Origin of the sequence: Pseudanabaena sp. FACHB-1998, from assembly GCF_014696355.1 — a bacterium.
Taxonomy (GTDB): Bacteria; Cyanobacteriota; Cyanobacteriia; order Pseudanabaenales; family Pseudanabaenaceae; genus Pseudanabaena.
In genome coordinates, this window is record NZ_JACJQA010000007.1 from 33,317 (window position 1) to 55,775 (window position 22,459).

Genomic DNA, 22,459 nt, shown 5'->3' on the forward strand with positions numbered 1-22,459 from the left:
TTTATCCTTATTCGTTGCTAGGTAGTCAAATTTTTTTAACAATCCATTCATAAAATTTATTCCCAGAACCTTCTATTTGCCATTTAAAACAAAATTGGTAGGGGCGATGCCCCCGTGCTCGCCCTTCTGTCGCAGATCACAAACCATTTTTATAGGCGGTGACAATTTCCAAATCCAACGACAAAATTGCTATCGCCACCAATTTTTATCAATAGCGATGAAGCATGGGAGATATGTCTGGAACAAGGAAAAAGTAGAAAGGTAAAAGGAAAAAAGAGGGGTTTCTAGAGATCGCTTTGTGGACAAGATTGAGCTTAATGATGCTGATAGCGATCGGCTTATTTATAGAAGACTTAAATAATGGAGCAAAATACGATTTCTAAATTTCTGATTGCTCTTGTTGCTGCTTAAATGCCTCAACAATTTCTTCAATCTCCGTAGTAGAGATACTTGATTGATCAGATTTAGCATACATAAATGGCTAACAAGATAATCCTAGTGGTCGTTTTAACGTGATAAATGAGTCGATAGCCACCACTTTTCCCCTTTTGAATATCGCTATTCTTGACACGCACTTTAAAAACAACGATATTTAACCCCGACAGGCGATCGCCTAATACTTCTCCAGCCTGTAACTGCTCGATCACAGGTTGTATATCTGAGCGAATTTTACGATAGCGTTTAAATAGAATCCGAAACTGCCTCTCAAAGTTTCCAGAAGTTTCAACTTGAACAATAGGCTGATCAGTTTCCATCCAGACTATCCCAAAGTTGAGAAATTGGTTTGGTTTGTCCAGTCTTTACCTCATGCAATGCTCTATGAAGACTAGCTGCAATTTGCGATGGACTTGGATCGAAGACTTCATTCTGCTCTTCCAAATTAATATCTAGCAACTCTTCAATCAAAACAATGACTCGAACTTGCGGCTGCTTCGGTAAATTTTTTAGATGTTTGGGCAGTTCGAGTTTCCCATCAGGCGTAATCGTAGTAGAAAATTCGTAGGCTTTCATAGTTTTATTACGACAGATAATTTCAGTATAAAAATAAAATCAGTATCGAGCAAAAATCTTAAGATATTTATTATTTTAAATTAGCATGACGATTGAATTTTGGGCTGATGAGTTAGGCGATCGCCTCTGTCGGATTGAGTCATTGCAAGATGGCATGGATTGTCTAGATGGAGCGAGCGGGGAGATTGCTATACTATGACGATATCGCTCATCGTAGGAATCCATCATGACCCAAGCGATCGCTGTTACCACTGAAAATGTTAATAATTCCATCGTTGCTGAGGCGGCGATCGCTAAGCCAGAAGAGCAGCTTCTTTGGACTAGTGCTGACCTAGAACTGATGCCCGATAACGGCAACCGTTATGAAATTATTAATGGAGAACTTTTTGTGACTAGAGCGCCTCACTGGAAACATCAAACCACCTGCGGCAGATTTTTTACTGCTTTGGATATGTGGTCAATCGCCACAAAATTAGGCAAAACAGCAATGGGTGCGGGTGTAATTTTTGGCGATAAGGATGATGTGATTCCTGATGTGGTGTGGGTCAGCAAAGAGAAGTATGAAATTTTGATTGATCAGGCTGGACACTTGCTGGGTGCGCCTGATTTGGCGATCGAGGTGCTTTCGGCGGGAACGGAAAATGAAAAGCGCGATCGCGAAATCAAACTTAAACTATATTCATCAAGGGGAGTATTGGAATATTGGATTGCGGATTGGCGAGCCAAGCAAATTCAAGTTTATCGACGTGAGAATGGTGTTCTCAAACTCGCAATGACTTTATTCGAGAGTGACACGCTCACATCGCCACTTCTGCCAGATTTTTCCTGTTTAATCTCCCAGATTTTTGAGTAATAAATTTTTGATATGAGTGTCCCAGCCAAAATCTCTGAGCTAGTCGATCGCTTCCAGCAAAATGCATCGGAATATCGCTCAGCAACCTATAACGAAACTCAAGCAAAAAATGATTTTATCGATCCATTTTTTGAGACTTTAGGTTGGGATATTCGTAAGCCTCATCACTGGTTATTGTTTCCCCATAAATTGAATGATGGAAAAGCAGTTTTAATTTCTCAAGATTAAGTTATATGCAGGGACTATTGAGTTCTCGCCTGTTAGATTTTTATTTGTATCAAGTCAGCAGTCCGTTTCGAGGGGGATATTGGTCTTATGGGAAAAGATTTATTGAGCAATTACCTATTCGCCTTATAAATTTTGGTATTAAGAGCGATCGCGATAGTCATGATCGCCTAGTTTCTCTGGTTGAACAAATGATGTCATTACACAACAGTTTGAAAACGGTCAATTCACCTAGTGAGAAAAAAGTAATTCAAAAACAAATAGTAGAAATCCTTTTAATCGCATAAATAAAAACGGCTTGCTATGTAAAATATTGGCAGTCTCATAAACTTATCACCAAGCATCATGCAACTACTTAGCCGTCGTAACATCCGCCTGTTTTCAATTTTATTTTTTATAACAGTGCTGATTTCCGCGCTGGGATGGTTTGTGTTTTTGCGTCCATCAGTTACTAGTCTCAATAAAACGGCTCAGATTGCTGGCTCTAGCCTCCAAAATATTACCCTTACGGAATTTGATGCGGAGGGAAAATTACTATGGGAAATTACTTCCAAAAGTGCTGATTATCGACAGGATCGGAAGATAGCTGATGTGCAGGATGTCAAAGGGAAGTTTTATCGTAATGGACAACCTCTGATGGAGGCTACGGGCGATAAGGGAACTATTGATCAAGTTTCTAAGGAAATTTCTCTAGAGGGCAATATTAGAGCGATCGCTACTCAAGAAAAAATTAATATGAAAGCCGATCGCATGGTGTGGAAAGCTGAGCAGGACATTCTCAAGGCTACGGGAAATATTCAGATTGACAAGATTGAAGATAAGTTACGAATGACGGGTAACGAGCTAACGGCTAAACCGAGTACGAATGTCTATAGTCTCGAAAAGAAAGTGATTGTTACCGCCGTAGAGCCACCGTTAGAGATGAGGAGTGAGAAAGTTACTTGGGATGCTCAACGCGATCGCGTTTTTACAGAAGTTCCCATTTCCGTGATTCAAGTTAAGGACAAAATGCAGCTATCGGCTGATAAGGGTGATTGGAATATTAAAAAGAAAGAAGTTACTTTTACGGGCAATATTCAAGCCAAAGATCCTAAATTAGATGTGGAATTAGTGGCAGCTCAGGCTCTCTGGAATTTAGACAAAAAATTAGTGACTTTACCTGTAGAGTTTACTGCTACTAGCAAGAGTCGCGGCATCACGGTCACGGCTCAGCAGGGACAAGCCCAACTCGAAGAGGAACGCATTAATCTCACAGGGCAGGTTTCGGCTAGTTTTCAGTCTACGCAGGGTGTGGTGAATGCCGATAAGGTGGAATGGAGCATTCCCTCAAAGACGATTACTGCCGAAGGTAATATCATTTATCAACAGCCTGATAAAAATCTCAATGTCAAGGGCGATCGCGCCGTATCGAATCTCGAAGAACAAAAAGTTACCGTTACTGGCAGTAATGTGGTTACGACATTAACGCCTTAAATTACTTGACGCTATGGGCAACTAAATTAGATTTGAGGTTGCTCAAATGGGTTCAGGCTATTAGGGGAAAATATTTTCACATCGGGTATAATTGACAAAAATTTCAAAATGAACCGAGCAAAGTTTTTAATAATTCTGTTAGTTTTAGTTGGTATTTATTTACGTATTCCTAGTCTTGATCTAGGTTTATGGAGAGATGAGGCATCTACTTATTTTGATTCACTTCCTAATAACTTTGAGGAAATTATCAATACCGTCACATACAGTGAACTTAATCCTCCAATTTTCTATTTGATTATGCATCAATGGATGCAATGGTTTGGTGACCAAGAACTAATATTTAAGATCCCAGCATTATTATTTGGATTATTGCTCATTCCTTCCACCTATGTCCTAGGTAAATTAACAGGCTCCCCAAAAGCTGGATTAATTGCAGCAACTATTGCTACATTTGCCCAAGAATCTGTTTACTACTCCCAAGAAGCTAGACCATATACATTAGCGGCTTTACTAGTCTGCTGGGTAATGTTTTTTTACTGTAAAGCTCTTGCTACAACAAAACACCAAATATGTTATTTGATTGGCTTTGTAATTTGTTCAGATATTCTACTATACGTCCAATATAGTGGCTTATTACTTGTTAGTAGTTTGATTATACTTACTTTATTTCTACTGCTCACCCACACGATAAAATCGGCAATGCCTTTCGCATTAGCTTTTGGTGTAATCTTTTTATTATTCATGCCATGGCTACCAATTTTTATTTCTCATTTATATACAGGCACTCCTTGGACTATTAAGGAGCCTTTTTTAAGGATCTTTTATGAGAATATTGGATATACATTAATAAATCCAAGAAAGCTAAATTTATTGTTTATTATTTTGGGATTAGGTATTATATTAAGAAAATTCTTTCAAACTAAATCAACAATTCGAGACTTTCATATTTCTCCAGAAATATATACATTCATCTTAGGTATATGCTTCATATATATAATAGCTATAGAAGCAATATTTTCCTATAAAGGGCGTTACATTTTGCCATTTGCACCCATTGCTTGGGCTTTTTATGGAAGTTGTTTACTGGCTCTGTCAAAATTTTTATTGGATTATGTTAATAGTAACAAGACTTCTAAATGGCAGTATTATGTTCGTCAAGCAATTCTAGGATTGCTTGTCATCCTATTGATATTCTCTGTTATTAATCGAAATAAGTATGATTTGAGTTTTGGAAATATTGATAAATCTGGCATTAAGACCTTAGCAAAATCTTGGCAAACACGAAAAGATGATAAAAAAACTCTATACATTCTAAGTCCAGATTTTTTGGCTCCAACTTTTGGCTATTACTTCTCAAAGCATCCAGTCCAATTTTATGGTTTTGCACGGTGGGATAAACCAGAAATCTTTAGCCCTCAAAACTATGCAGAAATATGGGCTAATCCAATGTTGTTGGAAGAGACGGAACGTCTGATTCAAAAAGAGATAAAAAAAGGCTATAGAAAATTAGCTCTTATTAGTGACAACAATATTAGTAGTGATTTAGGGAAAATGAAATATAGTAAAACTATTCAGTTTTTAGATACCCTTAAGAAAAGGTATAATCTTCTAGAAAAGGCGGATTATCGTGGTCTGAATGAATCAATTTCCTTATACTTATTCGACCTTAATTCTAATAATTAGAAGTCAAGCTAAAAAATGAATAAATTTACTCTAAGTAGCTCGGCGTAATTAAATATAAACCCCAAAAACTTGTGGCATACGTGTAGCGTGCGCCACAGGTTTTGGCTCTGTTTTTTAATTATGCCCCGCTACTTAAGCGTTTATTTGTAAGTTTTGATCCTCTAAGTTCTCCTTAAAAAGTGGCGTGGCACATGTTCATATTTAGGACTACCTAATGCTTACGAAAAACTGCCGCGCATTACTTGATTGAGCATGGATTCCACTTTGGATGCAAGCCCTGTATCACTCATACCCATTTGATCTAACACGCTGAGAGACAACTCTAGCGATCGCAAAGACTTACCTTGATATTGATATTGATATTGTGAGCTACCGCATAACTGGTAAAGACAGGCTAAATCATAGAGAGATTTGGCATATTCCACCATCATGCCAAATTGCTCAAAGGATAGAGAAGCATCTAAGAGAGAGTCTTCCGCAGTTTCAATGGCATCTTCGTCAAGACTCTCTAGACCTTCTAATAGACGATAGACATAAATCCGTCCGCGTAGATGTTTGGCAATAGCAATTCCCCTTGCGTATTGAAAATCGCGAAAACGTGGTAACACATTAATACGGATGCAAATCAAACTATCTTCAATTTGGCGATCGCCTAGCATTGCTTCAGCGAGATCGCAATATAAATAGCCAATTTCAATGCTGTCTACAGGTTCCTTGAGTAAAGAAATCGTGTCTTTGATGAAGGAGATCGCTTCTTGCCATTGAGACTGGGCGATCGCCACCTTGGCGAGTCCCTTGAGAGCCTGTATTCGCAAGTAATTATTAGAATGGGTCAGGGCAATCTCTAAAGTATTTTGAAATAGCCCAGCCGCTTGATTGATATCGCCAATTAGTAAATACAACTGACCTAGATAGGCATAACTTTTGGCAATAGCACATTCATCCTCAGTTTCTAGACGTACTGATAGCGATCGCTCCAAACTCATGAGAGCCGAATTATAATCGGCAATTTTTAGGAAATATAATCCAATCGCATCATCCGTTAAAGCTTTTCCTTCCCCATTATCACCATAGCTGTGATAAGCCCGTTCTAAAGCTGGTAATACCTCAACTAACTCCCCCGATTCCAGTGCTAAAATTGCACTTACATAAAAAAAATAAGCCTTTTGTTCGTCAACAGTTTCGAGATTTAGATTCTCTAGATTTTGATTTAAAGTACTTCCCGCCCGTTTTACAAGGTCTTTAGCTCTTTGCAAAGACTCTGGTTGTTTTGTCGCAATCAACTCGGCTGCCAAATCCAGTAACATTCTTGCCGTTGTAGGTAGATCTTCCTCCGAACTACCACCTATATTCGTATTTTGCAGACATTGTTCAAAATACGCGATCGCCGAAGTTCGATCTTGCTGCCGCAATTGATGCCCTTGAGTAAGAAACTCAGCTAACTTCATGGGAATCTCCAAAATTATTTGTATAAATCAACTAATCACTTAGGGCTTGCACTTAATATCCTACCCAAATCCTACCCAAAAAGTGAATAGCTTAGGCTAAACCCTAGCCAAGAAGAGAAAGTCGGCGCTTTGCGCCGACTTTCTCTTCTTGAACTATACAAAGATCGCATTAGCAACCAAAGATAAAGACTGCCAAAAATTGTGAATTTGTTTACTAACGGATTGGCTTTGCGAATAATGAAAAAAATGCTTGCCATGCTGACTTAGCCATAGGCGATCGCTATCTTTAAAATAAGATTTCCATTTTTTATACACCTGTTCTCCAATCACATAATCATCTACTGCGCCACAAATCAGCATTGGCACGGATAGTGATTTTGGTAAGATATAGGTGGGTGCATAGATAGAATGCGGAACTAGGGAATTATCTAGATCTTCTTTCAGTAAATTTGCTAACCAATACAGAATTTCTTTGTCGCGATAGCCAAATAAATAAAAAGCACTACGAGTTAAGATTGTTTCGCGGCTACAGCACATTAATTGGCGTTGTTCGTAGTAATGACTATGCCAACTAGTGGCGAGGTTTACTCCTACCGATAATAGGGTGAGCGATCGCACTCGCTCAGGATATTGGCGAGTGTAAAGCCATCCCACTAATCCTGCAATTCCATGTCCGACCAGATGTACTTTATCTTGGCAAGTTTGCAAATAGTCATGGAGCGAGGCGATCGCTGAGTTTAAATCAATAGATTGATCGGGATCTTGGCAAAATTGCCACTGAGCTACTGGATATTGGCGTGATAGCGATCGCAGTAGGGGCAAATCAAAACGCTGGAGAGGTTGGCTAGTGGAAATACCCACAACTTGGGGGCAGGTAGCCTGTTTAAATGCCATAAATTTATTGCAATTAATTATTAATAAGTTTGTAAGATTAAAAATAAAATCCGTGACCACACGCGCATTATAAATAAAGGGATGAAAGACGAAATCGTACTTTTACGGCAATTTAAGTTCAGCAATTTTCGTAAAATGACCTCATCCTCCATCCCATAAACGCATTTGAACTATGAATAATGAAACGGTGCTGAGTCAAACATCCGCGTCAGAACTTGATATTCAAGTTAGCCTTATTGATTATAATTGTCAATAGTTTGCTATAAAAAAGAGTGAAAATGCTTCACACCCTACTCTTTTTTATAGTTGTTAAGGCTTTTGCGCGGCTAATAATTGCCACACTTTCACTGAGCGATCAGCGCTGCCACTAACGAGAGTGGCATCCTTGGGGCTGAAACTTAAGGACAAGATGGGAGCCTCATGATTGCTCAGGGTCTGCGTGATTTTACCTGTTGCGGCATCCCAAATCCGAATGGTTTTGTCCGCACCGCCCGAAGCGATCGCACTGCCATCACGATTAAATGCTAACGCCAATACGCCGCCTGTATGCCCTGATAGAGTGCGGACTAATTTACCCGTCGCGGCATCCCAAATTTTCACGGTTTGGTCTTGACTACCACTCGCGATGAGTTTGCCATCTGGACTAAAGGCGATCGCATTTATGGGTGCGTTATGTCCTGAAATCGATAGAATCTCCTTACTTGACTCAATATCCCAAATTTTGATGGTTTGATCGAAACTACCACTAGCTAACTTTTTGCCATTGGGATGGAAAACCACTGAGACCACCTTATCTTGATGTCCTTCAAAGGTTTGGATTAGCTCACCTTTACGCCAATTCCAAAGTTTAACTGTTTTGTCTGCACTCGCACTGACTAGGTTTTTGCCATTGGGGCTGTAGGCTACGCTATAGACCTGTCCATTGTGACCATCCAAATTTCGTACTGGCTGACCACTGCGGAAGTTCCATAATTTAATGGATTTATCAATACAAGCTGTGGCGAAGGTATTGCCATTGGGATGCACTGCGATCGAATTAATCCCTGAAATGGAACCAAGGTGATTGGATAAGGTTCCAAAGGATTGATTGTCGCGAACGTTCCATAATCTCAAAGTGCGATCGTAACTACCACTAGCGAAACTGAAGCCATTGGGAAAGAAAGCCACTGCTCTGACCCACCCTGTGTGTCCTGTTAGGTTTAGTCTAAGTTGATAGGATAGAAGTGGTTTTGCAGGTTCTGTAATAGTCTCAGGTTTAGGGGAACTATTAGGAACAGAGGAAAGTTTCGGTAAGTTTTGATAGATATTAATTGCGCCCCAGCCCAACCCTGCAATACAAACCAAGGCGATCGCCCATTTTTGAAGCCCCGATCCTCCTTCAAAGGATGGCATCTGGAAACTATTGGAATCTTGTCCCACTGGTAAGTTATCAAGATCGTAGATAACTTCTTGAGCAGTTTGATAGCGTTCCTCTGGACGATGTTTCACCATCCGATTGAGAATGGTAGCAAGTTCGGCACGAATCGTAGAACCCATCTGCCAATCGAGCAAGTTCAAATCTTCTCGTCGCACTAATTGGCTAGGATGCAAACCTGTGAGAAGTTGAATGGCAGTTAATCCCAGCGCATAAATATCACAGCTAGGGGTAAACTTGCCGATCGCCTGATCAAAGGGCATATAGCTGGGCGTGCCTAATACAACGCCATTGCGTGCCGAAGTCGCATAAATTCCTTTGAGAATGGCAAAATTGGTCAATACGAAATGATGATTGCCGCCACTACTACCTTTGCGACGGATTAAATTGCGAGGATTGATATCTCCATGCACCATATTTGAATTATGGGCAACCTGTAAACTTGTGAGCAGTTCTTGCAGAAATTGAATCACTTCGGATTCGCTATAAAGCCTGCCAGAAGCAAGCTCCTCACTCAGGCGAGTTCCATTAATTGCTTCTTCAACGATATAAAATTCCTCTTCTTGTTCAAAGTATGTCGTAATTTTAGGAAAGTCGATACTCTGATCGCTAAGTTGCTGCAATTTGGGAACTTCATTATGAAATAGCGATCGCGCCCAGTCGAGTTGGAGATTAGTTTTGTTAATTAGACAAAAGCTTTTGGCAATCCATCGCGGCATTTCCGCCGCCACGGTATCTTCAACTAAGTAAGTTTGCCCATAGGTGTCATCAGCGATCGTTTGGACTACTCGAAAGCGTCCACCTAAGAGATTGCCAAACGCTTTACCCAGTGTTTGTGATGTCGCCATGAGAACCTTACTCCAACTGCAACCCTTATGTTTGATTATAAGCTAGTCTGCCGTGAAGTCAAACTAACACAGGCTCATTCAAAACTAGAGGATTGCACCGCAATTCTCTAGTTTTGCTGGCTAGCTGTACTGCATCATAACTAAGCTTTTGGTGCTGGCACAACATAGAGAATGCCTGAAATCAACGTAAGTAATAGTGCAATCCAGAAAAAGGTGATCGCATAGGGAATTTTGATTAATAAAGTGGCGATCGCCACCATTTGCATCACAGTTTTCGCTTTCCCCCAAAAATTTGCGCCAATAATTTGGGGCTTATTTGCTTCGGTAGTTGTCTCCTGACTCGGCGCACTTGGCTTAGTGGGCGCACCACGCCAAGCCGTAATCAATAACTCTCGCGTAATAATCAAAAAGACTGCCCAAGCGGGAACCTGACCCAGTTCAATAAACAAGAGAAATAAAGCAATCGTGAGAACTTTATCGACTAGCGGATCGAGAAATTTACCCAGTTCAGTAATTTGATTAAGTTTTCTTGCTAAATATCCATCTAGCCAATCAGTAATCGAAGCAATTAAAAATACTGTTAAGGCAATTAGGCGAGTAAGTTCGCTATCTTGCCAAATAAATAGCCCAAAAATAATAGGAACCGCAATCAATCTTGAGAGAGTTACCCAAGTTGGCAATGTAATTTCGGTGAGCATAATTTAATCAAATAATATAGAAATGGGCGCGATCGCGCCCATTTCTATATTATTTGGTTTGCGTCACCCGCCAGCTAAGTTTGAGATTGAACCAAAAATTCCAAATGGTCACGATCGCGATCGCAATTAGGTTAGCCAGATACTTATTGACCCCAAAATGATTATAGAGAATATTGAGAATAATCAAGTTTAAACCAATCCCAATCAAGCAAATGAGATTAAATTTGACGAAGCGCTTAGTGAGTTTCCGCCACCCTGACTGTTGACTAGAAAAATCTCGAAAAGTCCATAAATCATTCCATAGGAAATTATTCAGAATTGCCACTTCCGAAGCAATGATTTTACTGCGTGTTAATCCCCAACCTAGTGTGGAAGCGTCGCTCAGTAAGTAGAGGATTACCATATCGACAAATACTCCACTAAAACCAACTAGTCCAAATCTTAAAAAACGTTTGACAGGGAGACTAAATTTTTCGCGGATTTTGCCAATTCTGCCGCGCGATCGCAATCGTACTAAATGCAAAATATAGTCCATATATTGTCGCCAAGTTACCTTACTTTCTCCCTCTTGGCGCTCCTGAAAGACATAACCAACTTCCGCAACTCTACCAATATTGCCCCGTCCTAATACTTCAATCAAAATCTTGTAACCTAGAGGATTCATCGGACAATTGGCGATCGCGCTACGCCGCACCATAAAGTATCCACTCATTGGATCGGATACGCGCCCAATTACATTGGGCAAAATGATTAATCCTAGCATTTGCGCTCCACGGGACAACAAGCGCCGAGCAAAGCCCCAATCGCTTACCCCTCCACCCTCCACATGGCGACTAGCCACTACTAAGTCGGCTCCATTTTTCATCTCATCAAGCATCTTGAGCAGGGTTTCAGGGGGATGCTGCAAATCGCCATCAATTACACCTAGAATTTCTCCCTGCGAAGCTTGCCAACCACGAATCACTGCCGTTGATAGTCCTTTCTCTCCTTGCCGACGCATAATCCGCAGATGTGGATAGCTAGCCATTAAATCAAGTCCCACTTGCCAAGTCAAATCGGGACTATTATCGTCCACAATAATTAGCTCATAGTTTCCCCCTAAAGATTCATTTAATAAATCACTAAGAACTTTAACTAACTTTTCTAGATTTTTACTTTCATTATAAGTAGGAACTATCAGAGAAAATATAGATATATCATTTTGATTTGGCTTCAATCTGTTCTCTGTTTCTTGCAAAACATCGTTGTCAAATGATATGACATCAATGTTTTGGATAAGTTCATTAACCTGAAAAGAGCCGACAGGAACTTCAGTGAGTAAATTTGTCATAATTATTAGTATCGAAAATAAATATTGTTTTTTTTACTGATTTGATTTTTACATGATCTGGAATATCTCTACAAATTTTATTTGATGACAAAATTTAAGAATCCTAGCAATAGATACAAAATTACTTCCTAGTAAGTTTACGCAAATCACTGCCAATACTTTTGCCTGTACGAGTATTAGGTAAAAAAACTTGAGTGATATTGAACTGGCTATCAAGCTCTGAAGGTACCTCGGAGTTAAGAATAAAAACGTCACTAAATTCGTTAAACATTGTAGATATCTGATTTGCAATTTCGGAAGAATTGTTAACAAACTTAGTAGAGCATGTATAGCAGGTGGGCTGAGATAATATTATGATATTGGGTCTAAGATAATAACTAAGGGTTAGTAAATCTGAAGCACTTCCAAAATTAGTGGAAACTATAAGTGGATTAGAAGATTTATTGATTTCATTTGCGACTAAATGATTATATTGACCATGTCCCTTAATCCAAGATGTTTGAGACTGAGTAATTACCACACAAGAAATTATACTCATGCAGCAAAAAAAAGCTAATGCAAGTACCTTTAAATTATCTAGCCAAGATTTAAAAGTAAAAGAAGAATCCAAAAAAATATTAGACACCAAATAAGCAAGTGACAAATTAATACCTACATAAGCAGGATTAAACAAACGACTAACCATAGAGCGGTTATCACCTACTGCTAAATCTGGCAATATTAATAAGACATAATTTACCGCAATAATTGAAAATATAAATATTACTGGCTTTAATGGATTTTGTTTAGTATGTTTGAAGAGGTAATATATTGAATAAACAGTAACTGTGAAACAAGCAATTACTATAAATAACAAAAATATGGTTAAGGGAGAGAGGAGATTTGACGTAGCTCCTGAATCCCCAACGATATCTACAAACAATCTACTTAGATTAACCAACCATTCCTTTGAAATAGTTGCATAGAAACCTAAGCCTGATAATTTTTTTGATCCACCTGTGACTTTATTTATGTGTAATACATTGTTTAAAACCACATAAAGCCATGGTGAAAATATGATTATTCCTAGTAAGGTAGAGGCTAAGTATTTTATAAAAGTTTTACTTATTTTAAATCCTTCGATTGCGAAGACATAAATGCCATGACTGATAATCAAAAATATAGACAACAAAAAAGTGTAAAGAGAAAGAGCTAAAGATATTGAATATAATAGCCACCCATAGTTAGAGCTTTTTCTTAAGGAGCGTAGCAAACATGTACTAGCGAAAATAATCATAAAAGTCCATAAGCTATATTGCCTAGACTCTTGGGCATAAAGAAGATGAAAAGGTGATATTGCCATTAAGGCAGTTGCAGTTAAAGCAATGGAAGATTTTTTAAATAATTCTATACAGAGCCAGTAAATTAAAGGGAGAGAAAGCAAACTCGCTACTGCTGATAAGCTACGCCTTGCAGAAATAGTATTACCGAACAATTCCACCCATGTCTTGGAAATTAAATAATAGAGTGGCGAGTGCTGTGGATCTTCGGCAGCCAAAGAATTGAGAACACTAAGATAACTTCTATCAGGATTGCTGTATTGATAGGCTTGCAAGTCGCCAGATTTAACAATCTTTTTATCTCTTAAATATTGAACTAGTTCAAGTTCAGTATATCCAGAAGCTCTTAAAGATGTATAGGTCTCATCTGTCCAATAGACCTTATTATCAAGATTGACGAATCGAAATACTATACCTAATAAAATTATTATGACAAGAAAAAAACTAAACGATGTTTTTAATACCTTGGAGTTAATAATCATATTAATTTATTTCAACGGCAACCTATTCTAACTACCCATAATGAAAAAATCAAGTATTCTAATTGCTACTTACTTAGATCTTTTTTGTAATTAAGATAATTCTAGAACTACTGTAGCAATATAATTTTTGCAAAAGACAAGTGGTAGTGAGAAATGCTAGCACTTGTCTTTTGGATTTTGATTTGCCCTAGCTATCATTTGTACTGTTACATATATACATATATTTATTAATTAAAAATATTAATTTACTATTCAAAAAATTGCCAAATAGTAAAAAACTACATAATACTTACAAAATTGGTTTAGCTAATAATTTTGGATGCTGAAATTAGTGTTACTTCCTTCCCAGTCTAAAAACAAACCTTCCAACCCAAGCATTAGCGGTGCGCCGCATCGCTAATGCTTGGGTTGGAAGAGGTTTGTCCGAATGCAACTGACCACAGCTATAGGAGCATATGAGCGTAATTAGACGATAATGTACTGGGTTGGGTAGCGAAAACTTCCCTATCTATGTAGCTCACAATACCTGCACAGATAACACTATGGTTCAAAACGTCGCAAAAACCAGCTTTATTGCTTTAGAGAATATTGGGAAGTCTTACTTACAACCAAATGGGCAGACGATATCAATTATTGAAAATATTAATTGTCAGTTGCAAGTAGGTGAAATTATTGCTTTACTGGGCCCTTCTGGCTCAGGTAAGTCCACGCTCATGCGCATGATTGCTGGATTAATTCCGCCTTCTAGTGGCAAGGTGTTGTATTACAATCGTCCTTTGGTGGGTTTAAATCCGGGGGTAGCGATCGTTTTTCAAAATTTTGCGCTCTACCCTTGGCTGACGGTTTTAGAAAATGTGGAATTGGGGTTAAAGGCAAAGGGAGAGCCAAAAGATACGCGCTTACAAAAAGCTTTGCGAATGATCGATGTGATTGGTTTAGATGGATTTGAAAATGCTTATCCCAAGGAATTATCAGGGGGAATGCGTCAGCGCGTTGGTTTTGCGAGAGCTTTAGCGGTTGAGCCTGAGCTATTGTGCATGGATGAGCCATTCTCAGCTTTAGATGTGCTAACCGCAGAAAACCTCCGCTTTGAATTACTTGATCTTTGGTTAGAGCGACGAATTCCGACGAAATCAATTTTAATCGTGACCCATGGGATTGAGGAAGCCGTGACCCTTGCCGATCGCGTCATCGTTTTAGGTCGAAATCCCGGTCGAATTCGGGCAGACTTACCGATCGCATTGCCGCATTATCGCGATCGCAAAAGTCCAGAATTTCAGGCTCTAGTTGACCAAGTTTATAAAATTCTGACCAATCCCGACTTGCCTGACGCACCGAGCCAAACCACTACTACTACCTCCACATTGGAGCCAAAAGTATCATCACAACCCAAGTATCAATCCTTGCCCCATGTGCGAATTGGTTCAATGGCAGGTTTGCTCGAATTACTGGAGGGGCGGCAAGAGAAGGATCTCTATCGCCTTGCTCAAGAGCTATTGTTGGAAGTTGATGACCTTTTGCCGATTGTTGATGCGAGTAAGTTAATGGAATTGGTGACAGTGACGGAGGGAGACATTCAACTATCGTCACTGGGTGAAAAGTTTATTAACTGCAATATTGACGAGCGTAAAGCCATTGTTCGCGACTTGTTACAGCAAAATATTCGCCTTGTGCAGCAGATCTTTCAGTTACTCCAAGCTAAGCGCAATCATCGAATATCTGAAGAGTTGGTTCTCGATATCTTAGAGAACTATTTCACTAGCAAAGAGGCACAGCGACAACTCAGAACTGCCATGGACTGGGGACGTTATGCGGAACTCTTTAGTTATGATGAGCCTTCGGGGGAAATCTTTATCGAAGAAACTACTTCTGAAACTGAAGACTTGGAATAGCTTTAAAATAGCTTTGTCTGTCAATCCAAATAATTTTTTAGAAGCCTTGCTCCGTAAGACTTCTAAAAAATTATTTGGAAATCCTCTTGTTGTAAATCTTAGATTGGATTGCTTATGTTTCAGCCAACTATTGATCCTAAATCAGAATTTCGCTCACGATGGAGTGTCGGGGATATTTTACTACCCTTAGCGATCGTGTCTTTGATTTTTATCATCGTGCAGACTGCTAGTAAATTTACAGGTACTTACGATAGTGAATATGTAATTAATCTGTCCCTTAGTTTTCTGCCTACCTATGCCTTGCAAACCTTAGTGAGAATGCTTGCCGCCTATGGATTATCACTAATCTTTAGTCTTATGTATGCTTATATTGCCTATCGTTCGACTACATGGTCAAAGGTTCTCATTCCCTTATTAGACATTTTGCAATCCATTCCTGTTCTCTCATTTCTTCCTGCGGTGGTGTTAGCTCTGGTGGGCTTATTTCCGGGGCAAAGATTGGGTATTGAAATGGCTTCGATATTGCTGATTTTTACGGGTATGACTTGGAATATGACCTTTAGCTTTTATCAATCGCTGAGCAGTATTCCTAAGGAACTAAAAGAAGCGAGTGAAGTGTATCGGCTCAGTGCTTGGCAACGTTTTTGGACTTTAGAACTTCCTTCAGGGGTGGTGGGATTGGTTTGGAATAGTGTCATGTCGGTGGCGGGTGGTTGGTTCTTTTTGATGCAGACTGAATCCTTTACGCTTTCTAAGCGTAATTTTACTTTGCCTGGTTTAGGTTCCTTTCTGAAAGCTGCCGCCGATCAAGGTGATAATGTGGCTATTCTTTGGGGAATTGTGGTTTTAATTAGCATTATTAGTATTATTGATTATTTTATTTGGCGACCACTGATTGCTTGGGCGGAAAAGTTTAAACATGAAACGGTAGAAGCAACCCAAGTTCCTGAATCAAGGGTGTTGGATTTTTTAAGGCGATCGCCAACCATGCGAATTATTAGCGAACGAGTATTTATGCCCATATCGGAAACCTTTAACCATGGTTTTAGTAATAAGGCTGAAAAATCATCGCTTAAACAGCCCAAACCTTCTAAATGGCTTGGTTTGGCAAACTGGGTACTGATGGGGGTAGCAGGATTTATCGTTTTAGGGGGAACTATCGAAGCAATTTTGTTGCTTAGTAAGATGCCTTTGAGTTCTTGGCGACAGGTGGCGATCGGGGCGTTTTTTACTTCCATTCGGGTGGCAGTGGTTCTGATTATTTCACTTTTGATTACCGTTCCCATTGGCGTAACGATTGGACGTAGCCCGAAATTAGCCCAAATCTTACAACCAATTGTTCAAATTGCCGCTTCAGTTCCAGCGACTGCGCTATTTCCAATTTTATTGCTGGGCTTAGCCAATATTGGTGGAGGCTTAGATATTGGAGCCGTAATTTTAATGACTTTAGGAAGTATGTGGTACATCCTGTTTAATGTGATTGCAGGCGCACAGGCTATTCCCTCTGAACTTTTTGAAGCGGCTAGGGTCTATAAACTTTCACCAGTAGAACGTTGGCGGACATTGATTTTGCCGGGAATATTTCCCTATTTAGTGACAGGGATTATTACGGCAGTTGGTGGGGCTTGGAATGCGAGTATTGCGGGAGAATATATTAAATTTCAAGGAAAGTTATTAACGGCGACAGGGCTAGGTTCAACGATTACACAGGCTTCAGATATTGGCGATTTTCCGCTTTTGTTAGCTTCAACTATTGTGATGTCGTTGTTAGTAGTAACAACGAATCGTTTGGTCTGGCGACCACTCTATCGTTTAGCGCAAGTGAAGTATCAATTATTGGTTTAGCTCTGCTACACATAAAATAGCGTATCTATTTTGTGGTTTTGTATAAATAAAGGCGGCACTTCGTGCCGCCTTTATTTATTGGGTTTGGATTCTTAACATAACTTAGCTTGACATTATATATAAGTACAAGGTTTAGCATGACGCTACTAAGTTTTGTGGAAATGCCGAATGAGTCACCTAGCTACCCGTCTACGCGAAGGTACACAAAAATCTCATACTGCCGCCGAGAATACTGCATTTATGAAATGCTTTCTTAAAGGCATTGTCGAGACTGTTCCTTTCAGAAAATTACTAGCAAATCTCTATTTTGTTTACAGTACGCTTGAGGAGGAACTAAAACGCCACTCTCAACACCCTATTGTAGGCAAAATATATTTTCCAGAGCTTAATCGCCAACAAAATTTAGAACAGGATTTAGAGTTCTATTATGGTGATAATTGGCGCTCTGAAATTGTTCCTCTGAAAGCAGGACAAGTTTATGTCGATCGCCTCAAGGAAATTTCTGATAGTCAGCCTGAATTACTGATTGCCCATTCCTATACCCGCTATTTGGGTGATCTATCAGGTGGTCAAGCCTTAAAGCATATTGTGCGTTCGGCTCTGGATTTACCTAGCGATCGCGGCACGACTTTTTATGAATTTGACCAATTTCCCACAGTGGAAGCAAAGCGGGACTTTAAAGAAAAATATCGCCAAGCTTTAGATTCACTTGAGGTGGATGAGGAAACGGTTGAGCGAATTGTGGAAGAGGCAAATTATGCTTTTACCCTCAATCGGAATGTGGTCGATGAGTTAGAAGCGGACGTTAGAGCCGTGCTTGATCCCCATGTATTTGAATTGCTGACTAAGCAAGATCGGGCAGGTAGCACTGAGCGCCATCATAGTCACGCAGCATAGAAATGATCAGAATAAACAGCACTTCGCGCTGTTTATTCTGAAATACTTATAGGAATTGAATGAATGACTACAACCACACAGACAGTTAAATTTGATATTAATCTTTTACATAAATACAATCAGCCCGTCCCCAGATATACCAGCTATCCCCCTGCAACAGAATTAAACGAGAACTTTCAACAAATCGATTTTCGAGGAGCGATCGCCGCAGGGAATCTCCAAAAAACGCCACTATCTCTCTATGCCCATATTCCCTTTTGTGATGCACCCTGTTATTTTTGCGGTTGCAATACTGTAATTAGCACTCGCAAGGAAATTGCCGAGCCTTATTTGGGTTATCTGATTCGCCATATTGAGCAGGTTTCGGCAACGGTAGATCGCGATCGCTTGGTTCAGCAAATGCATTGGGGTGGCGGTACACCTAATTATTTCTCCTTTGATCAAGTGGAGAGATTATGGCAAAGCTTTCAATTGCATTTTACCTTTGCAGTCGATGCGGAAGTTTCCATTGAAGTAAATCCGCGATCGCTAACTCAGGAATATTTACAAGGCTTAAGAAATCTCGGCTTTAATCGCATTAGTTTTGGTATTCAAGATTTTAATCCCAAGGTGCAAGAAGCGGTTAATCGGATTCAGCCTGAAGAGATGCTCTTTGAGGGAATGCGATGGATGCGTGAAGTGGGATTTGAAGGAGTGAATGTGGATTTAATCTATGGACTGCCCTATCAAACTCTAGAAACTTTCCGCGAAACCCTTGCTAAAACTATCGAGCTTGATCCCGATCGCATTGCCGTATTTAACTTTGCCTATGTGCCTTGGTTGAAGCCATTACAAAAGAAAAAGATTGATCCAGCGACTTTGCCTTCTCCAGAAGAGAAGTTGCAAATTATGGAAATGACCATCGAAACCTTAACTAAGCATGGCTATGTGTTTATCGGTATGGATCACTTCGCTAAGCCCAATGATGAATTGGCGATCGCTCAAAGTGAAGGCAAGTTACATCGCAATTTTCAAGGCTATACCACCAAGCCTGAATCTGATCTGATCGGTTTTGGCATGACTTCCATCAGTATGCTGCAAAATGTCTATACCCAAAACCTTAAAGGTTTACAGGACTTTTACAAGGCGATCGATGCAGGTGAGTTGCCAATCGAGCGCGGTGTCACGCTTAATGCCGATGATATTTTGCGCCGTTCGATCATTATGGAACTCATGTGTCAATTTGAGCTTTCTCAGGAAGAGATTGAATCTAAATATCATCTGACCTGTGATCGCGATTTTGGTAAATACTTTGAGCCAGAGCGCTTGAAATTGCGTCAATTAGAGGCTGATGGCTTGATTGAACTAGAACGCGATCGCATTGAAGTAACACCTGCGGGACGGTTATTAATTCGCAATATTGCCTCAGTGTTTGATAGCTATCTCACCAAAAATGACACAGGAAGATTCTCAAAATCAATTTAAATCTATGACCACCACTTTGACGAAACCGATCGCTGCTTGGCACACAGCTTATGAAACTGGGAATCTGGAGGTAGATACACAACATCAAGAACTTTTTGAAATTGTTAATTCTTTGCATGATGCAGTAATTACGAGCAGAGATTTTTCTGTACTCCAAGAGATTTTGAATTGCTTAACTAATCATACAGTTGAGCATTTTCATACAGAAGAAGCTTTGATGATGTCAGCAAATTATCCTGATTATGAGCGTCATAAACAAATTCATGATTATCTCATTGCCAAGGTAGTTAATCTCTTGCACAAATTTCGCGATCGCGAGGCATCTATCACCACTGATATTACCCAGTTTCTAACCGAATGGTTAACTCATCACATTAAGGGTGAAGACCAGAAAATGATTCAGTTTTTTCAAAATAAATAGATCCCCCGGCCCCTTAAAAAGGGGGGAGAATTTTCTTCTTCCCCTGTTTAAGGGGAATTGAAGGGAATCAAAAATCTTTAATTTTATAACAAATCTCAATATAACTAATTACTACGATGGTTTCTATTCAATCTCGCCCCGAACCCGAACTTCTCCGTGATGGCATCAAAGTTCCTGTTAAGGAAACTCTCTTAACGCCAAGGTTCTATACCACTGACTATGACAAGGTTGCGAAGATGGATACTTCTTTGCAGCAAGCAGAACTCGAAGCTGTGGTGGAAGAACTGCGTACTGACTACAACCGCAACCACTTCAAACGTGACAAGGAATTTGAGCAATCTTGGGAGCATATTGATCAAGAAACTCGCGCTGCTTTCATTGACTTTTTAGAGCGTTCTTGCACCTCCGAATTCTCAGGTTTTCTGCTATTTAAGGAATTATCCCGTCAACTTAAAGATCGCAATCCTTTGCTATCCGAAGCCTTTAACCTTATGGCAAGGGATGAAGCACGTCATGCAGGCTTTTTGAATAAAGCAATGAAGGATTTCCATCTGTCGCTAGATTTAGTCAATATGACTAAAAAACGTAGCTACACCTTCTTTAAACCAGAATGGGTAATTTATTCCGTTTATCTATCAGAAAAAATCGGTTACTGGCGCTATATTCTCGTGCATTATCATATGCAAAATCATCCTGAAAACCGCTTCTATCCTCTATTTAAATATTTTGAAAGCTGGTGTCAAGATGAAAATCGTCACGGTGATTTCTTTAAGGTACTATTGCGATCGCAGCCTGATCTTTGGGGTACATGGCAAGCTAAACTTTGGGCGCGTTTCTTTTTATTAACCGTATTTGCCACCCACACCATCACCGTATTTGAACGAGCCGATTTCTATAAATCTATTGGTTTAGATGCGCGTCAATACAATAAAGAAGTGGTGATCAATACCAATCACACCGCCATTAGTGCCTTTCCTACGGTACTAGATACCGATCATCCCGACTTTTTCCCTAGATTAGAGAAATGTGTGGACTACAATTTCAAGCTGACGACAATTAATGAAAGCGATCGCCCTCAGTTGATTAAGAACTTGCAAAAATTACCTTTGCTTGTAGCGATCGTCTGGCAATTGTTGTTGGTATATCTAATTAAACCCATTGATGCCGAAGTCCAGCGTGGTACTGTTCTATAAAATTGGCTAGGAAATCTCCAAATAAAAGTTGCAGCACTTCGCGCCGCTACTTTTATTTGGGGGGCTAGCTTTACATCATAGTCATGATTACGTTTCTTTGAATATTGGTATTGAGATCGGCTAAGGGGATAAAGCGATCGCAAGCTTCTATCTCTGAATAGTAGTTGTAACCTAACTCTTGCAATAATTCCTTGAGCTTGTCACCTGTTGCGCCCGAAGCCTTGAGGCTATTAGGATGTACTTCAATAATTAGATTAGGCTTGAGGGTTGTAATCATCGATTTTGCGCCCAAAAGAAAGGCACATTCACTACCTTCTACATCCAACTTGAGCAGGACTTTGCCTGTGAATTTTTGCCAATCTACTAAATCATCAAAACGCCTCAGGGGAACGATAAAAGTACGATATTGATGAGTTGCGGAATGTTCAGCAAATACGCCTGCGGAGCCAGAAGTACCAAGGGGAACGATCAGTTCTATTTCACCATCGGTACTACCAACGGCTAAGTTATGGAGTTGAAAATTACACAGCGCATTCGCTTTTAAAGATTGCTCTAAGGCTTTAGCTAGACGGGGTTGTGGCTCTACAGCAAGGACAAAACCACTGGCTCCCACTAATTTACTCGCCACGATTGCAAAGCTGCCATGATTTGCGCCCACATCTAAGAAAGTATCACCCTCAGATAATAGCGCTGACAACACCCGCGTATCCGTCTCTTGGCTGGCTAACTCATTGACCACCTGAAACATTCGCATATCAATGGGATCGAGAAATACTTGATAGCCCGCTAACTGCATCTGCACATAGCTTTCGGGGGACTGTTGATAGAAAATATTGGAGAGGAATCTAAATAGATTGCGCCCCCCATACAGATAATTTTTGCCTGTGATTTGGAAATAAGCTTGGCTATACCAACCGAAGATTCGATATAAAAAAGGTAATTGCTTACGCAGGGAGGGATCGGCGATCCATCCTAAAACTGAGCGATCGTATAACCAAGCGTCGGGCTGATCTAATTGGTTTGATTTTGTGCTATGAGAGTTGTGCGGCATAAAAAAGCGAATGAACGG

20 protein-coding genes are annotated in these 22,459 nt (G+C 39.9%); 11 read left to right on the forward strand and 9 right to left on the reverse strand.

Going from position 1 to position 22,459, the window contains the following annotated elements:
* Window positions 1-464 precede the first annotated feature (464 nt).
* Together H6F42_RS03590 and H6F42_RS03595 are read right to left on the reverse strand one after the other, a co-directional pair.
* Window positions 465-755, reverse strand: coding sequence for a type II toxin-antitoxin system RelE/ParE family toxin (locus H6F42_RS03590; protein WP_242018314.1), 291 nt, complete (start codon window positions 753-755; stop codon window positions 465-467).
* Window positions 745-1,011, reverse strand: coding sequence for a hypothetical protein (locus H6F42_RS03595; RefSeq protein ID WP_190397997.1), 267 nt, complete (start codon window positions 1,009-1,011; stop codon window positions 745-747). Before H6F42_RS03595 ends, H6F42_RS03590 begins: the two co-directional genes overlap by 11 nt.
* A gap of 226 nt (window positions 1,012-1,237) precedes the next feature.
* Here H6F42_RS03595 and H6F42_RS03600 point away from each other — a divergent pair, with 226 nt between their 5' ends.
* The 5 genes from H6F42_RS03600 to H6F42_RS03620 all read left to right on the forward strand — a co-directional run bounded on the left by H6F42_RS03600 (window position 1,238) and on the right by H6F42_RS03620 (window position 5,245).
* Window positions 1,238-1,864 carry a Uma2 family endonuclease gene (locus H6F42_RS03600; RefSeq protein WP_190397998.1) on the forward strand — a complete coding sequence of 209 codons (627 nt, stop codon included), beginning with the start codon at window positions 1,238-1,240 and terminating at the stop codon, window positions 1,862-1,864.
* Window positions 1,865-1,876: 12 nt separating this feature from the next.
* Window positions 1,877-2,092 carry a hypothetical protein gene (locus H6F42_RS03605; RefSeq protein ID WP_190397999.1) on the forward strand — a complete coding sequence of 72 codons (216 nt, stop codon included), beginning with the start codon at window positions 1,877-1,879 and terminating at the stop codon, window positions 2,090-2,092.
* Between the two features lie 5 nt (window positions 2,093-2,097).
* Window positions 2,098-2,376, forward strand: coding sequence for a hypothetical protein (locus tag H6F42_RS03610; RefSeq protein WP_190398000.1), 279 nt, complete (start codon window positions 2,098-2,100; stop codon window positions 2,374-2,376).
* 58 nt (window positions 2,377-2,434) lie between these two features.
* Window positions 2,435-3,562 (forward strand): LPS export ABC transporter periplasmic protein LptC, encoded by a 1,128-nt coding sequence (lptC, locus tag H6F42_RS03615; RefSeq protein ID WP_190398001.1) that lies wholly within the window; start codon window positions 2,435-2,437, stop codon window positions 3,560-3,562.
* A 108-nt stretch (window positions 3,563-3,670) separates the two neighbouring features.
* Window positions 3,671-5,245, forward strand: a complete 1,575-nt coding sequence (locus tag H6F42_RS03620; RefSeq protein WP_190398002.1) for a glycosyltransferase family 39 protein — start codon at window positions 3,671-3,673, stop codon at window positions 5,243-5,245.
* Window positions 5,246-5,463: 218 nt separating this feature from the next.
* Here H6F42_RS03620 and H6F42_RS03625 read toward each other — a convergent pair whose 3' ends face one another.
* The 6 genes from H6F42_RS03625 to H6F42_RS03650 all read right to left on the reverse strand — a co-directional run bounded on the left by H6F42_RS03625 (window position 5,464) and on the right by H6F42_RS03650 (window position 13,678).
* Window positions 5,464-6,693: a hypothetical protein gene (locus H6F42_RS03625; RefSeq protein WP_190398003.1), complete on the reverse strand. Its 1,230-nt coding sequence runs from the start codon at window positions 6,691-6,693 to the stop codon at window positions 5,464-5,466.
* A 153-nt stretch (window positions 6,694-6,846) separates the two neighbouring features.
* On the reverse strand, window positions 6,847-7,587 hold the full coding sequence (locus tag H6F42_RS03630) for an alpha/beta hydrolase (protein WP_190398004.1): 741 nt from the start codon (window positions 7,585-7,587) through the stop codon (window positions 6,847-6,849).
* Between the two features lie 309 nt (window positions 7,588-7,896).
* Window positions 7,897-9,849: a WD40 repeat domain-containing serine/threonine-protein kinase gene (locus H6F42_RS03635; protein ID WP_190398005.1), complete on the reverse strand. Its 1,953-nt coding sequence runs from the start codon at window positions 9,847-9,849 to the stop codon at window positions 7,897-7,899.
* Between the two features lie 140 nt (window positions 9,850-9,989).
* Complete coding sequence (pgsA, locus tag H6F42_RS03640; protein WP_190398006.1) at window positions 9,990-10,547, reverse strand: CDP-diacylglycerol--glycerol-3-phosphate 3-phosphatidyltransferase; 558 nt, start codon at window positions 10,545-10,547, stop codon at window positions 9,990-9,992.
* A gap of 49 nt (window positions 10,548-10,596) precedes the next feature.
* Complete coding sequence (locus H6F42_RS03645; RefSeq protein ID WP_190398007.1) at window positions 10,597-11,877, reverse strand: glycosyltransferase; 1,281 nt, start codon at window positions 11,875-11,877, stop codon at window positions 10,597-10,599.
* A 121-nt stretch (window positions 11,878-11,998) separates the two neighbouring features.
* Window positions 11,999-13,678, reverse strand: coding sequence for a glycosyltransferase family 39 protein (locus H6F42_RS03650; protein WP_190398008.1), 1,680 nt, complete (start codon window positions 13,676-13,678; stop codon window positions 11,999-12,001).
* Window positions 13,679-14,220: 542 nt separating this feature from the next.
* On the opposite strand from H6F42_RS03650, the gene H6F42_RS03655 reads away from it, so the two are divergent.
* From H6F42_RS03655 to acsF, 6 genes are all read left to right on the forward strand, one after another.
* Window positions 14,221-15,570, forward strand: coding sequence for a nitrate/sulfonate/bicarbonate ABC transporter ATP-binding protein (locus H6F42_RS03655; RefSeq protein WP_190398009.1), 1,350 nt, complete (start codon window positions 14,221-14,223; stop codon window positions 15,568-15,570).
* Window positions 15,571-15,684: 114 nt separating this feature from the next.
* A complete protein-coding gene (locus tag H6F42_RS03660; protein ID WP_190398010.1) occupies window positions 15,685-17,415 on the forward strand; it encodes an ABC transporter permease subunit in 1,731 nt (576 codons plus the stop codon).
* A gap of 168 nt (window positions 17,416-17,583) precedes the next feature.
* Window positions 17,584-18,312: a heme oxygenase (biliverdin-producing) gene (locus H6F42_RS03665; protein WP_190398011.1), complete on the forward strand. Its 729-nt coding sequence runs from the start codon at window positions 17,584-17,586 to the stop codon at window positions 18,310-18,312.
* 63 nt (window positions 18,313-18,375) lie between these two features.
* Complete coding sequence (gene hemN / locus H6F42_RS03670) at window positions 18,376-19,776, forward strand: oxygen-independent coproporphyrinogen III oxidase (RefSeq protein WP_190398012.1); 1,401 nt, start codon at window positions 18,376-18,378, stop codon at window positions 19,774-19,776.
* Window positions 19,777-19,780: 4 nt separating this feature from the next.
* On the forward strand, window positions 19,781-20,197 hold the full coding sequence (locus tag H6F42_RS03675; protein ID WP_190398013.1) for a bacteriohemerythrin: 417 nt from the start codon (window positions 19,781-19,783) through the stop codon (window positions 20,195-20,197).
* Window positions 20,198-20,313: 116 nt separating this feature from the next.
* Window positions 20,314-21,390, forward strand: coding sequence for a magnesium-protoporphyrin IX monomethyl ester (oxidative) cyclase (acsF, locus tag H6F42_RS03680; protein ID WP_190398014.1), 1,077 nt, complete (start codon window positions 20,314-20,316; stop codon window positions 21,388-21,390).
* Window positions 21,391-21,460: 70 nt separating this feature from the next.
* Here acsF and H6F42_RS03685 read toward each other — a convergent pair whose 3' ends face one another.
* Window positions 21,461-22,441: an FkbM family methyltransferase gene (locus H6F42_RS03685; RefSeq protein WP_190398015.1), complete on the reverse strand. Its 981-nt coding sequence runs from the start codon at window positions 22,439-22,441 to the stop codon at window positions 21,461-21,463.
* Window positions 22,442-22,459 lie beyond the last annotated feature (18 nt).